At 59.7% G+C, this 14,300-nt stretch carries 12 protein-coding genes; 7 read left to right on the top strand and 5 right to left on the bottom strand.

All coding sequences use genetic code 11. The annotated features are described in order from the left end of the window. Positions 1–151: 151 nt before the first annotated feature. On the top strand, positions 152–976 hold the full coding sequence (locus PY793_RS01295) for an EcsC family protein (protein WP_275176674.1): 825 nt from the start codon (positions 152–154) through the stop codon (positions 974–976). 68 nt (positions 977–1,044) lie between these two features. Here the strand turns inward: PY793_RS01295 and PY793_RS01300 are convergent, their stop codons facing one another. Both PY793_RS01300 and PY793_RS01305 read right to left on the bottom strand, forming a co-directional pair. Further along, entirely contained in the window at positions 1,045–1,215 is a 171-nt protein-coding gene (locus PY793_RS01300; RefSeq protein ID WP_275176330.1) for a hypothetical protein, read from the bottom strand. A gap of 40 nt (positions 1,216–1,255) precedes the next feature. Continuing rightward, positions 1,256–2,242 carry a 2-hydroxyacid dehydrogenase gene (locus PY793_RS01305; RefSeq protein ID WP_408744642.1) on the bottom strand — a complete coding sequence of 329 codons (987 nt, stop codon included), beginning with the start codon at positions 2,240–2,242 and terminating at the stop codon, positions 1,256–1,258. 165 nt (positions 2,243–2,407) lie between these two features. Here PY793_RS01305 and aat point away from each other — a divergent pair, with 165 nt between their 5' ends. From aat to PY793_RS01325, 4 genes are all read left to right on the top strand, one after another. Beyond that, complete coding sequence (aat, locus tag PY793_RS01310; RefSeq protein ID WP_275176332.1) at positions 2,408–3,049, top strand: leucyl/phenylalanyl-tRNA--protein transferase; 642 nt, start codon at positions 2,408–2,410, stop codon at positions 3,047–3,049. 84 nt (positions 3,050–3,133) lie between these two features. Beyond that, a complete protein-coding gene (locus PY793_RS01315; RefSeq protein WP_275176333.1) occupies positions 3,134–3,916 on the top strand; it encodes a DUF4412 domain-containing protein in 783 nt (260 codons plus the stop codon). Beyond that, positions 3,916–4,587 (top strand): hypothetical protein, encoded by a 672-nt coding sequence (locus PY793_RS01320; RefSeq protein WP_275176334.1) that lies wholly within the window; start codon positions 3,916–3,918, stop codon positions 4,585–4,587. Before PY793_RS01315 ends, PY793_RS01320 begins: the two co-directional genes overlap by 1 nt. A 48-nt stretch (positions 4,588–4,635) precedes the next feature. Next, entirely contained in the window at positions 4,636–5,235 is a 600-nt protein-coding gene (locus tag PY793_RS01325) for a hypothetical protein (RefSeq protein WP_275176335.1), read from the top strand. A 69-nt stretch (positions 5,236–5,304) separates the two neighbouring features. On the opposite strand, the gene PY793_RS01330 is transcribed toward PY793_RS01325, so the two are convergent. Beyond that, positions 5,305–8,487 carry an AsmA-like C-terminal region-containing protein gene (locus PY793_RS01330; protein WP_275176336.1) on the bottom strand — a complete coding sequence of 1,061 codons (3,183 nt, stop codon included), beginning with the start codon at positions 8,485–8,487 and terminating at the stop codon, positions 5,305–5,307. 119 nt (positions 8,488–8,606) lie between these two features. On the opposite strand from PY793_RS01330, the gene PY793_RS01335 reads away from it, so the two are divergent. Next, positions 8,607–11,717, top strand: coding sequence for a bifunctional [glutamine synthetase] adenylyltransferase/[glutamine synthetase]-adenylyl-L-tyrosine phosphorylase (locus PY793_RS01335; RefSeq protein WP_275176337.1), 3,111 nt, complete (start codon positions 8,607–8,609; stop codon positions 11,715–11,717). Positions 11,718–11,760: 43 nt separating this feature from the next. Beyond that, complete coding sequence (gene bcp / locus PY793_RS01340; protein ID WP_275176338.1) at positions 11,761–12,249, top strand: thioredoxin-dependent thiol peroxidase; 489 nt, start codon at positions 11,761–11,763, stop codon at positions 12,247–12,249. A gap of 59 nt (positions 12,250–12,308) precedes the next feature. Here bcp and PY793_RS01345 read toward each other — a convergent pair whose 3' ends face one another. Together PY793_RS01345 and PY793_RS01350 are read right to left on the bottom strand one after the other, a co-directional pair. Continuing rightward, entirely contained in the window at positions 12,309–12,716 is a 408-nt protein-coding gene (locus tag PY793_RS01345) for a hypothetical protein (RefSeq protein WP_275176339.1), read from the bottom strand. 126 nt (positions 12,717–12,842) lie between these two features. Continuing rightward, positions 12,843–14,111 (bottom strand): MFS transporter, encoded by a 1,269-nt coding sequence (locus tag PY793_RS01350; protein ID WP_275176340.1) that lies wholly within the window; start codon positions 14,109–14,111, stop codon positions 12,843–12,845. Between the last annotated feature and the right edge of the window lie 189 nt (positions 14,112–14,300).

A 14,300-nucleotide genomic window follows, 5' to 3' on the forward strand; every position in this document is an offset into this window, starting at 1 on the left:
GCAGGGGGCGCGTTGCAACAGCTCATCTGTTTTTCATACGATCAGCCTGTTATGATCGGCCAGAATAGAGAGCATACGGCGCTCTGGCAGCGTCGGTTGTCGCATTTGCTGTAAATGAGGCAGGTAGCAGACAGGAAAGGCACGTATGAGCATGAAGGAAACAGCAGGCAACGCCCTGACTCCGCTAGCCCTGAGTGGCCGCGACCTGGGCGAGTTGGAAACAGCCCTGATCGCAGTTGAGTCCGGGCGTGGCGTTCTGGTGCGTCTGGCGGACCTTATGGGCGGGGCTGTCGGCCATGCCGCACGTCTGGGCATGCGTGGTCTGGGTATGGCCCCCAACATGGAGCAGAAGCTGCGTGGGTTGGCCGAAACCGCCATTACCCGTGCGTTTGATGTGGCCGTAATGGGCATGAAAGGCCCGGCAGACAGCGCTATGGAAGACTCGCGCTGGCGCACATCCGGCCTTCAGGCGGCTGTGGCCGTATCGGGGGCTGTGGGTGGTTTTGCGGGTCTGGCCGGTCTGGCGCCCGATATCGGGTTTACAACCCTGACCATCATGCGTGAAATCGCCCGTATTGCCCGCGAGGAAGGCGAGGACATGAGCAACCCGGATGCCCGGCGTGCCTGTCTGGAAGTATTCGCGCTCAAGGCTTTTCCCAACCGGCGGAATGGGGAAGAGAGCGAACTGGGTTATTTTTCCGCCCGCGCAGTGCTGCGTGGTCGCCCGGTTGTGATGCTGATTGCCGAAGTGGCCTCGCATTATGGTCTGGCTCTTGGGCAAAAAATTTCTGTCCAGCTTATGCCTGTGGCCGGGGCGCTGTGTGGTGCCTCGCTCAATACCGCGTTTTTCAACCATTACCGCGCGCTTGCCCGTGCGCATTTTACCATTCGCAGGCTGGAGCGTGAGCACGGCCCTGTGGTGCGTGACACCGCTCTGGCCCTGCGTGACAGCCTTGAAGGGCGCGAAAAGCTCTAACCCTGAAGCCAGACCTCAGGTAGAGAAAAAAGCAGGACCGCATCACGCGGGCCTGCTTTTTTATTGGGTTATTTTTTAACCGGAGCAGAAGGTCCGGAGCGTTCTATAAAGGTCGCAATCACGGCCATGCCCAGAAAGCTGATCCCCAGAACCTGTAGCGTGCCCTGATAATGAAAAGCCGGGTACCAGAGCACGGCACAGATGCCGGTAGCAAGAACGCAGAAGACGCGCATGGTCATGGGGTTGTTCCTTCGTATCGTGCTGTTTTATGCACCCGTTTCATGCACTGACACCAGAAGGCAGGGGTTTGCCTTCCACCATGGCGCGGACATTATCAAGGGCGAGCATGCCCATGGCGGTCCGGGTTTCTACCGTGGCGCTGCCTGCATGGGGGGTCATGAACAGGTTGGGCAGGGCCAGCAGGGCCGGGTTCGGGTTGGGCTCGTTATGGAAGACATCAAGCCCGGCGGCAAAAAGCTGGCCGGACCGCAGGGCGGCAATCAGCGCGTCTTCATCAATCAGGGAGCCACGTGCGGCGTTGACGAGCACACTCCCGCGCGGCAGCAGCCCAAGCGTGCGGGTGTTTATAAGAGGCGGCGCCGTTGTGGAGCCGGGCATGTGCAGGCTGAGAATATCGCAGTGGGGCAGCATGTCTTCGAGCGTGTCAAAGTAGGTTGCGCCTGCTTCCTCCGCCGCGTCCAGCCGCCGCCGGTTATGGTAGAGAATGGACATGTCAAACCCGCGGGCGCGCCGGGCGACAGCCTGCCCAATGCGGCCCATGCCCACAATACCCAGCCGCTTGCCACTGACACGGAGGCCCAGCATGTCCCCCATGCCCAGTGCGTGCCCCCATCCGGCCTTCATGAGCGTGTAATATTCGGCAGCCCTGCGGCTGGCGGCCAGAATGAGCATGATCGCCAGATCAGCGTTGCAGTCGGTCAGCACATCGGGGGTGTTGGAAACCGCAATATCGCGCGCCAGCAAAGCGGGAACATCCAGATGGTCCAGCCCGACGCTTACCGTTGCCACCAGTTTAACACTCTCTGGCAGGGCGGCGATATCCGCCCCTTTAAGCGGGGATGTATGCGTAACCAGCACGGCAAAGGGCTGGTAGGCATGGGCCAGAGTCAGCAGTTCAGCGGTGCTCAGGGCATGTCCTGGCGCGGGAGGGGCATCGAATTCACGGTGGATACGCTCTTCCACTGCGTCCAGCAGGCGGGTGGAGCGGATCAGGCGCGGGGAGTGAGATGTCACAAAAATCTCCATGATGCAGCATGGTGGGGCGGGCTGGGATGTGTTTATTCTGGCGCACACGCTAACAGAGTGCCACGGGTGCATTATACCGCAAGACACCTGATGCTGATAACGGGTATGGAGCAAGCCGGTTGCCCATGGGGTGGAGGTGGTGCAAAAACATGGAGCATATCCGGCATGCCTGATGGTCTGACCCCCGAAGTAATGCTGGGGGCCTATGCGGCCGGGTTATTCCCCATGGCAGAAGGGGAGGATGACCCGGCGCTAAGCTGGTATGACCCTGATCCACGCGGTATTTTGCCGCTGGAGGGTTTCCATGTCCCCCGGCGTTTGCGCCGTACGGTTCTGTCCGGCCGGTTTGAGGTCTGCGTGGACCGGGATTTTCCCGCCGTCATGCGCGGGTGTGCGGCCCCCGCCAGTGGGCGGGAGAGCACATGGATCAACAGCCGTATTTACCAGTTGTTCTGTGCGCTTCACACCATGGGTTTTGGCCATAGTGTGGAATGTCGCATGGAAGGGGAACTGGTGGGCGGGCTGTATGGGGTCGCGCTGGGGGGCGTGTTTTTTGGAGAGAGCATGTTCAGCCGGGTAAGCGATGCCTCCAAGGTCGCTCTTGTCCATCTGGTCGCCCGTATGCGCCTGAACGGTTTTATACTGCTTGATACGCAGTTCGGCACAGAGCATCTTGCCCGGTTTGGCGGGGTGGAAATACCTGCGGCAGACTACAAACAGCAGCTTGAGCGTGCCGTATGCATGCAACCCTGCTGGTCCGATACGCTTGCCCCCGATATGCTGGAAGCGGAAATACGCAGTATGTGACGCAGCCATGTACTTGCAAGTCAGTTGTGGTAACCGCGCGCCCAAAAAAAGTGCTGGTCGCAAAAAATATGGAGATGGACTTAGGTGACAGACAGATTTTTACCGGCCTGCAAACGCAGCCTGCGTGTATCCGGCCTGTGTGCCTTTGGTGTTTTGGCCATGTCTGCCATTGTTACTTCTCCCCTGCATGCCCAGCAGGCCACCGATCACCCACGCCTGACACCGGGGCGCGATGCGGTGATCGACTATGTTTTCCAGCCCCGTCCGACCGAGCAGGATATCAAAGCGGGCGTTAAAGCGGATACACCCGTTGCAAGCCGTCATGTGCAGGTGCTGTATTCGGGCGATGGCGGGCTGATGCGGATTAACTACATGACCAGCATGGAAGGGGATACCAGCCGTGGTGCGGTGATCATCAACCGTGCCGCGCAGGAAGTGCTGGTGATTATCAACGACCGCCGTATCTATACCCGGCTTGTGCAGCAGGAGGGCATACGCAATCCATTCCTGCTCGATATGTCCATGCAGTTCACCAAAACCGGGAGCGATGTGGTGGCAGGCCAGCCCTGCACCATATGGCAGGCGGTTTCTGCTCAGGGCAAGGCGTTGGCCTGCGTTACGGATGACGGGTTTATACTCCGGCAGGATGGTGTGGATGTGGATGGGCTCAATGGAAGCCTGCGCGCCATGAAGGTGGCGTACGAGAATGTGCCTGTCAGTGCCTTTGAGCCGCCACAGGGCTTTTTGGAAGTCACACCCCATTCCCCCCATTCCGATGCAACCCAGACTGAAACGCCTGCAACAGGCGTTGGTCCCGCAACCGGTCTGCCAGTAACCAGCCCCAACCCTGAGGGAGAAGTCCGGTAATGGCTGTGCGTTGCATCATAGTGTCGCGTATTCCCCTTGCTTTTGCGGCTTTCGGGCTGGTTTTGGCGGGCATGTCCAGCATGCAGGCATATGCGCAGCAGGCTGCCGTGGCACAGGAAGCCCCCGCAGCAGTGCAGCCCCCCACGGCAGGTGACCCGCCAGCGGAAGCTCCGGCCATTACCCCTTCCGTGGATGTGGACGTGGAGTACGAACTTGCTTCCCCGCAGGGGGATGTCAGCACCCGCCAACGCATGCGCTGGCAGGTTGCAACCCTGCGCCAGCGGCTGGACCCGGATAACTCCTCCGTGTTCATGATCACCTCATGGCGTGACAGAACCCTGAGTGTCGTGGACCTGGGGCGCAAAAAAGACAGTACCATGCCTGTGCCGGGCACGCAGCAGCTGACTCCTCCGGGGCAGCCCGCAATGGTCGGCTCCTATGCACGATTGGGGAGTTCCGTTGTGGCGGGTGAGCAGTGCACACTATGGCGCACGAAAGATACGGATGGTCACCTAACAGATGCCTGCTACACGGCAGATGGAGTGCTGCTTCAGGTCGCGCAGGGTGGGCAGATCACGGTGCGCGCGCTCAGTGTGCGGCGTGTGGCCCAACCCGATAGCCTGTTTGTTATCCCCCCCGGTTTGCAGCAGGAGGCACCAGCACACCCGTAGTGCACACCATGCGTGGCCATTGGTGAGACGGGGCAGGAAAGGGATGGAATGTACAACGCAACCTATGGCCGCATAGCATTGCTGTGTGCGCTATGCGCAGCCTTTGGGCAGAGGTATGACGCCGTGCAGGCTCAGGCGGTGGATGGGCCAACCACGGTCTGCATCACGGCGCAGGCGGCCCAGCAGCCACAAACACTGGTTGTGGTGCCCTCCGGCACTGTGTTTGCCACGGCGGATACAGGCCGGTCCGGACCCGACGGGGGCGCGCTTCAGGCACAGGCGGTTGTGACAACCGAAACCATTACCCTGACCCACATGCAGCCCTGCATGGCGGCGGATGCGTCCAGCGTTGTCTCCCATACCCGTCACTGGCTGGAAGAGAAGGTGCGCCCCCATAACGGGCTTGTTTTGCATGCGGTAGGCGAAGTCAGCGGTAATGGGCTGGATACAGGCATGGAGGATGAAGATACTTCCCTGCGTGATCTGGTGCATTCCGGTGCGCTGCGTCTTTCCATCAACCGAACGGTGCAGGACCCCGTTTTTTTGCGGGAAAGTGACGCAGATCTGCCCAATACAGGGGATGGGGTGGATATGTCTGCCTCGCGTGATGCGGCATCGGACCTGCCATCCCAAAGGCATGCGCCCTAGCGGAGGTCTGGTGTCAGACTGTCACGCCCCCGCACGGGCCTGTACCGTGTGGGGGCGCATTGCCCTGGGTCAGAACATTTCGCGCAGTGCGCCAGGCAGGAAAATGGAATAGGGGTTGATGTGCAGGGTCGGGTCTTCCAGCTTGCCCGTGATCCCAAAGGTGACTGCCAGCAGCCCCCCGTTTTTTTCCGGGCTGAACAGTTTGCCAATACCCGGCAGTTTGCCCGGCAGGGTGTTCACGGCAAAAATGGGGACCACGGTGCCGTGCAGGTCTATGCTGTTATGGTCAAGGTTGACCCTGCCTTCCAGTGTGGCCCCCAGAGCACCGTTGCCGGTTGTGGCGTCATGGATTTCCAGCAAACCATCTTCAAACGTAACAGGCATATTGAAGTGCGTGACCAGAAAATCATTGGCGTTCTGGGCATTGAGCCAGCCGTAGAGTGAAATATTGCGCGCGACCTGAAGGGAGGTTGGCGCTTTTTTGAGCGTAAAGGGCGTAACGTTCAGCTTGCCGCTGAAGGGGGCGGCGGGTTCGGCATCATCAAACGTGCCATCCAGTACGGCCTGCCCACCTTTGACATCGGGCAGAATGCCAAAGGCTGCCAGAAACGCTCCCATATCAGGAATATGGGCGTGCAGGGTGCGGTTGGCCCCTGTGGGGGTCAGTGTCATGCTGGCAGGCACAGGCCCGCGCATGGTAAAGTTCATTTTTTCCAACCGTAGGCCATTATCTTCAAAATAGGCCTGTACGGTGCGCAGGGGCTGCCTGTTCTTGCTGTACCAGAGCTGGTTGGCTGTCAGATCAATGGCCCATGCGGTGCCGCGGGGGCCATGCAGCTTGCCAGTTGCGGCTTCTGGCACATGGTAGTTGGCGGGTTTTTTTGCTTCGGGCGTGCTCTGTTCGTGCTCATCATGGCTCATGAGCGGGGAAAGGTCGAGCGTGTCTGCATAAACGCCAACATGGATCATGTTGCCGGACTGCTTCTGGGGGAGCACCAGCCGGGCATGACCGCTGGAACGCGCGATCCTGAAGGATGAAATAATCAGTTCAGGTGCGCGTCCGGGCCGTAGCTGCGCCTTGCCGAGCACGCTCATATCCGGACCGGAGGCCTGAAGGTGGTCCACATTGGTAATCTGACCCCGGTCCAGATTCAGGGTGACGGAGGCCTGCGCTGCCTCCCCGGCTGTTTTGTGCCACATGGGAATGCGGATATCCGCGCGACCAAGGTCCAGATCAAGGCCGACAGTGCCTAGATGGTTGGCCAGTTTCTGGTAGTCCACGGCAAGGTCTGCGCTGCCCGCAAAGTGGTCGCCCGTGGCAATGCCCGCAGCCAGAGCCGTGTCAGGCGTTATGCGGGAGGTCAGATGGGCTTTTTCCGCCACCGCATCTGGCGGAAGGGAGCGGAAGTCCATGTTGTATGTCAGATCGGAAGGCAGGCCGCCAATAACACCGTGCCCGGCAAGGGCCAGCCCGTCTGTGGTCACGTCCAGCCCAAAGCGGGCATTGGTCACATCACGCCCGGCAACAACATTGCCAATGGAGGCATGCGTGACATCCGCATGGCTCTGGATGGTCATGTCGTTAATGGTAACGCGGCTGATCAGCGGCAGGCTTAAGCCCAGATGCAGGGCGGCGGTACCACGCGGACGGGTCAGGTCGAGCGGATGGCGCGAGAGCAGGCGCAGCCGGGGCTCGGCCAGCAGGGCAATGACGTCCTGCAAAGACCCGCGCAGGTCGGTTTCTATAATGCCGGTCTGATCTTTTTGGGTCAGGCCCACAATATCCATGCTGCCCGGCCCGGCCTCAATCCGGCCTGTGCCGGTCTGGTCGACGTTTTTGCCTGTCCGGTCCACAAGCTGGTAGCCGTGGTCGAAGTGAATGCTCAGCTTGTCCGGGCTGACGATGTCCAGCCGGGCATCCAGCCCCTGCAGGGGCGTAATGGGGCGCAGCCAGTGAATGGTCAGGCCCGTTGCGTCAATTCCGCCTTGTATGCCGGTCAGCGTTAATTCGCTCCAGCCGTGGCTGCTGCCCAGTTCGGCTATGGTGACAAGGTTGGTGGCCGTGCCGGTGGTGATGTTCTCGGTCACCCATTTTTTGCCACCCTTGGCAGCGAGGCTGGGCCAGTAATAAGTCAGGTCTTCAAACGAGACATGGGGAATGGTCGCACTTAGTCTGGCCTCTATGCCTTTGGGCTGCATAAGGTCCGATGTGTTCAGGAAGCCACTCAGGTTTACACTTAGCGCGCGTGCCGCATCATCAGGCGCACTGGGGTTACGCAACAGCAGATGCACGGAGGGAAGGATAATCTGGGCCGGTACGGACTGTGCCCTGCTCTGGTTGAGCAGTACGAACACGTCCGCTGTACCGTGGTCCACCTCATAATGTGTGCCGCCTGCTTCCACATGCCCCGTGCCCATGGAGGCTGTCAGTTTCAGCGCATTGGGCACCATCCATGGCGTTTTTGCCGCAGATGTAAAATACGTATCCGCAGTCACGCTTATGGGTAGGTCTATTCTGGTCAGCTCGGGGTGCAGGGGGGCAAAGCTGGCGGGGTTGAGCGTATTGGTGCTCAGGTGCCAGACAATCTGCCTGCCATTGTCGGCTGGTGCGCCGTATGCGGTCAGGATCAGTCTGGTATTGGGGTCGTTCTGGGGCGCTATGCCGAGCCGGGCAGACCCGGTCACTCCCGTGGCCCGCCCTATTGTGTGCAGGCGCAGGTCCACACCAATATCGGAGGCCAGCCAGTGTGTGCCGGTCAACTGGTCATCCATGCTGATGGTGGCATCTTCGATGCGCGCGTGTTCCAGCCCGTAGGTTTCCAGTATGTTGTTCTGGTGGGTAGAGGGGGTGGAGGGCAGGTCAAAATCAAATTCCACGCTGCCATTATGGGAGCGGCGCAGGGCAAGGCGTAGCCCTTTGATGTTGATGGTGCGCAGTTTTATGCTGCCGTGCAGCAGGGCCAGCGGGTCGAGCGTTACGTCTGCTTCGCGTACGGTGTTGGGGTGGGTGTTGCCTGGCGCAATAAATTGCAGGTCTTCAAGTACAACTGTGATGGGCGCACCCATGCCATCACGCAGGCTGTTCCAGCGGAGTTCGGCATGGCCAAGCCGCAGGCTGACTGCTGGCGGGTGGGCGCGTTCACCCTTGATAATCGTGATGGGCAGGAAAGGCCGCACCACAGGGGTAATATCAAGTGGGCCAAACGCCATGACGCCCAGCAACATACCCAGCCCCACAAAAGGGACGGCCATCAGAACGCACGCACCAATAGCCAGCGCTCGCGGAATTTTTGTTCCTGAGGGGGAGGAGGTATCTTGACCGTTTGGAGTCAACGCAGCAAGCCTTTATGGTTCACAGTACGGGCCATATCATGACGCAGGCAGATCATTCTCTCTTCCGTGACGTAAGACAGACCCGCAGGCAAGGCCCGCGGACCTGGCCGGATGCAGACTGGCCCGCCCCGGCGGACAGGCACAGGGCCACAGTGTTTGTTGAGGATATGCTGGAACTGGCCAGTCGGAACGGTGTTGCGGCATCGGTCATGGCGCTGCCCGGTGCGCGTGAATTGATGTTGTGCCTTGGCGGGAACAGCCCATACCTGTCCGATCTGGCACGGGAGGATATTCAAGCCTTTGCGGCTCTGTTGGATAAGGGGCCGGATAGCTGTGTGCTCGATGCATTTGCGACATGCGCACAGTTTGACGCCACATCGGGGCGAGAGTATGTCGCGGCGTTCCTTCGTCATGCCAAAAAGCGTATAGCTTTTATTTGCGCCATTGCAGACCTTGGTGGTGCCTGGTCGCTGGAAGAAGTGACGCACACCCTCAGCCGGCTGGCTGAAACCGCGCTGGAAATTGCGCTCAAACATATGCTGTGGCACGCCAGTCAGGCCGGGCAGCTTGATCTGCCAGATCCCGAAAACCCCACTTCGGGTTGTGGGCTGGTTGTGCTGGCCATGGGCAAGCTGGGCGCGCGTGAACTGAATTTTTCATCCGACATCGATCTGATAGTGTTGTACGACCCCACAACGTATTCTCAGTCAGACGCGGTGCGACGTGTATTTGTGCGTATGACTAGCGATCTTGTTAGTCTGATGGAAGCGCGCGATGCGAATGGCTACGTTTTTCGTACCGATTTGCGGCTCAGGCCAGACCCATCCTCTACACCGCCAGCTGTTACCGTGCAGGCTGCCACGCTGTATTATGAGAGTCTGGGCCAGACATGGGAGCGCGCCGCCATGATCAAGGCGCGCGCAGTGGCGGGGGACCTCACGCTGGGGCGGCGTTTTCTGGCGGCTATCAGGCCATTTATCTGGCGCAGGCACCTCGACTTCGCCCTGATCGATGACATCCATGACATGAAGGCCCGCATAGACCGCTACCGCAAGGCGGGGCGGACGGATATGGCGCAGCTTCCCGATTCTGTTCTGGCGGACCCCGCTGCCAGCCGGGCGTGGCTTTTGGGCCATAACCTCAAGCTGGGGCAGGGCGGCATACGCGAAATTGAATTTATTGCGCAGGCCATGCAACTGGTCTGGGGCGGGCGTGAGCCCGGACTGCGGGATAAAACAACCTTTGGCGCGCTCAAAAAACTGGTGGGCTCGGGCAGGCTGCCCCGGACCGAAGCAGAGGTGCTGGCCCGGACCTACCGCTTTTTGCGCGATGCCGAACACCGCCTGCAAATGCGTGCCGACCACCAGACCCACAGCCTGCCCGAGACGGTGGAAGGGTTTGATGCCTTCGCCATCTTCATGAACTATCCCGATGGGGAGGCTCTGGCGCTGGATATGCTTCCGCGTATGCGTGAGGCACGGCGGATTTTTGAGCGACACTTTATTATCCAGCCCGCGCAGAACGGTATGGAGGCAGGCAGTGTGCTCATGCCCGGCCCCGAAGAGGGGCAGGTGGCCGAACTGCTGGAAAAATATGGTTTTCCTCAAGCCCAGCTGGTGGAGGCGGCGCAGGTTCTGGGTCGGTGGAGTGGCAACGGCCTGCGTGCCCTGCGCTCGGAACGGGCACATGCCCTGTTGCGTGCGTTACTCCCCGCCCTGCTGAACAATTTTGGCCAGCGTGGTAACCCGCTGGCCTGCCTGCGCAGGTTTGATGCCCTGCTGGCACGCCAGCATGCAGGGGTGCAACTGCTCTCGCTCTTTGAGCGTAACCCTGAACTGATTGACCGTATTGCCAGCATTTTTGATGCTTCGGCTTTTCTGGCCGATCATCTGGCGGACAAACCCTCCGCGCTGGAAGGGCTGCTGGCCCCCGAGCCGGAGGAAGGGCGTAATGTGGTGGCCCGTCTGAAGACGCTGGCCGGGGAAGTGGCTGATGTGGAGGAACTGCTGACCACCCTGCGCCCGTTGCTTCGCGGCGAGGAGTTCCGCCTGTCTGTTGCACTGCTGGAAGGGCGGATGAGCGAGGATGACGCCGAGCGCGAGCGCACCTTGCTGGCTGATACAATCATGACCGTGATCAAGCAGGCCGTGGAGCGTGACCATGTGCGCCGCTATGGTCGTGTGCCAAGTGGAGGCATGGCAGTGATTGCCATGGGCAAGGCTGGCTCGCGCGAGATGATGCCCGGCTCCGACCTTGACCTGCTGATGGTGTTTGACCACCCGGAGGATATTCAGGCCAGCCAGATTTCTGCCAAAAGCCGTAACGCCGGGCAGGGAGCAGCCTTCTCACGCCCTCGTAGCGTTGCCGTGGGGCAGTATTACACCCGCCTTGCCCACGCCTTTATTGCTGCATTGACCGCACCGGGGCCGGAAGGCCCGCTGTATGCGGTAGATATGCGCCTGCGCCCATCCGGAGCTGCGGGGCCGGTTGCTGTCCCGCGCACGGCGTTTTTGCGTTACCATACGGAAGCCGCATGGACGTGGGAATGTATGGCCCTTACGCGCGCGCGCATTGTGGCGGCTCCGCAGGCCCTGCGGCGCGCGCTTACGCAGGACCTGGAGCGGGTGCTGGATGGGAGTATTCGCTCCATGCCCCCCAGACGCGCCACTTTGCTGGATGATGCCCGCACCATGCGTGAACGTCTGGCCCGCGACCTGCCTGCCAGTTCCATATGGGATATCAAGCGGCGGGCAGGAGGGCTTATGGAAGTGGAGTTTATTGCGCAGATTTTTCAGCTTGTTGCCGCCAATCCCATGGCCCGCAGTCCATCTACCCGGCTGGCGCTTGGGCGGCTTGAACGGTGCGGGGTGCTGGGTACGGCAGACGCAAGACTGCTCAGGCAGGCTGATTTTTTCTGGCGGCGTTTGCAGGCTCTGCTGCGTTTGCTATGTGGCCCCGTTCCGCCACGGGAGCTGGAAACGGATATGGCCCCCGCAGCCCTGAATATCCTGCTCAGGAACATGAAGGCCCGGACCTTGCCCGAACTGATGGAGCGGAGCAACCTGCTGGCGCGCGATGTGCGGGCCTGTTTTGAACGGCTGGTTGGTCCTGTTTCTCCTATGGCGCCAGCCGAGCGGCCAGAGAACTAAGAGCGGGCTACCCCGGAACACATGATGAAAGGAGTTTACGGTTATGGAAAAAAATCAGGCGCTCAGGGTCGGGGATAAAGCTCCGGCGTTCAGCATGGCGGCAACTGGTGGGCGCACGGTGGATAGTGCGGCGCTTAAGGGCAAGCCATTTGTACTGTATTTTTACCCCAAGGCAGATACGCCCGGCTGCACCAAGGAAGCCTGCGGATTTAACGAAGCCTTGCAGGCTTTTGAACAGGCCGGTCTGAGCGTTATTGGTGTCTCACGCGATCCGGTTAAAAAGCTGGAAGCATTCGCAGCCAAATACAACCTGACCTTTCCTCTGGCATCGGATGAGGCCGGGCATGTCACCGAGGCTTACGGCGTGTGGGTGGAGAAATCCATGTATGGCCGGATTTATATGGGCATAGAGCGCGCAACATTCCTGATCGATGCCAGAGGCAATATTGCCTCTATCTGGCCCAAGGTAAAAGTCAGCGGTCATGTGGACGCGGTACTCGCTCAGGCGCAGGCACTGGGTGATGCTGCCTGAGCGGTGCCTGCCGCTTTTTTTTGAGCAGGTCTGCCGTAACTACCCGGAAAGGCAGGGCTTTACCAGCCGGGGTAATAGCCACCGGGAGCGGCGTAGTAATACCCCGGAGGTGGTCCCATAGGCGCTACGGGCACCATATAGACGGGTGGTGGAGGCGGCGGCGGCGGCGGCGGCGGAGCATAGCTGTAACCATAGGCATAGCCGCGCGGGCCATCGCTCATGGCGGCACCGGCAAGGGCTCCAACTGCCAGACCACCAATGAGTGCGCCAGCAATTGCGCAGCCATCGCCATGGTGATGGTGATGGTACTCCCATCCCGGTCCGCCCCGGCCACCCCAGCCGGGACCACCCCAGCCCGGGCCACCACCACCCCAGCGTCCGGGCTGGGCCTGCGCGCCAGGCAGTGCTGCCAGACCAAGGCCCGCAACAACGGGTATGGCCATCAGAAATTGTGTTATGCGGCGCATCAAACGTGCCTCCATGGAGCAGGATGTCAGGCTGCTCCGTATTTTTATTCTCCCTTAAATATCAATATGCTTGTGGCAAATTGAAGGCTGTTCCCTGTCCTTTTGTTGAATAATGCAGGTGTAGGGTCAGGGCGTGTTTTCCGTTATCGTGCTGTTTTTTTTTAAGGTTGATGCGGTTGCAAGGGTGACCAGCGCACAGGCGGAAACATACCAGGCAAACCAGCCTTCATGGCCAACATGCTTGCACCACAGGGCAATATACTCGGTTGTGCCGCCAAAAATGGACACGGTAAGCGCATAAGGCAGCGCCACCCCCAATGCGCGCACGCGGGTGGGGAAAAGCTCGGCTTTAACAATGGCGTTGATGGAGGTGTACCCCGAGGCCATAAACAGGGCAGCAACAATCAACCCGAATGCAACCCAGCCCGATGTGGCGTGGGAGAGGGCATTTAGCAGCGGTACGGTGCCAAGGCTTGCTCCGATGCCAAAAAACAGGAGCAGGGGCTTGCGTCCGATCCGGTCAGATACCGCGCCAAACGCAGGCTGCATGGCGGCAAACACGAACAGGCTGGCAGCAGAAATAAGAGTGGCTGTTTCCTTGGAAAAACCAAGGGAATTGGCAAGATATTTCTGCATGTAAATGGTGTAGGTGTAAAAAGCGACTGTTCCGCCAAGGGTCAGCCCGCAGACCCGCAACACGGATGGCCAATGGGCCAGCATAACGCGTATGCCCCCTTTGGCCTGCCTGTTATCTGTGTTTTCAAAGCTTTCGCTCTCCACCATCTGGCGGCGGAGCCAGAACACCAGAACGGCCCCCAATGCCCCGATCAGGAAGGGAATGCGCCAGCCCCAGCTTGCAATCTGCTGTGGTGTTAAAAACACGTATTGCATGAGCAGCAGCACGCACAGGGCCAGCAGTTGCCCCATCACCAGCGTGACATACAAAAATCCCGACCAGAATCCCCGGTGCTGCGGGGTGGAAACTTCAGCCAGATAGGTGGCTGACGCGCCGTATTCCCCACCAAGGCTTAGCCCCTGTACCAGTCGTGCCAGTACCAGAACAAGCGGGGCTACAACCCCGATCTGCTCGTATGTGGGGCACAGGGCTATGGCCAGAGACCCACAACACATGGCCAGAACAGAAAAGGTTAGCGCCCTGCGCCGCCCGTACCGGTCTGCCGCCATGCCCAGCAGCCACCCGCCAATGGGGCGCATAAAAAAGCCAACGGCAAATACGGCTGCCGCATTAAGCAGTTCGGCTGTTGGGTTGCCATGTGGAAAAAAAGCATGGGCAAAGTAGATGGTGAAGGAAGAATAAACATACCAGTCAAAATATTCGAGCAGGCTCCCGGCTGATCCTGCCAGAATACCCCGAATGCGTTGTGCCGTGTTCAAGCTGGGTTCTCCATTCCTGGATTTTTTGTTGTGTTGGTGAACAAGGCACCGTGGGCGGGAATGGTATCATTACCCCGTCACGTCTGTCATTACGTCTTCGGCATGAGAGGTGTTGCCTGGCAGGTGTGTTTTTTGTTCCAGAACAGTGAGCAAAGGAGCTTGCTCTTGGAGCAGACATCGGACAAAACA

The organism is Acetobacter fabarum (genome assembly GCF_029069195.1).
Classification (GTDB): domain Bacteria; phylum Pseudomonadota; class Alphaproteobacteria; order Acetobacterales; family Acetobacteraceae; genus Acetobacter; species Acetobacter fabarum_A.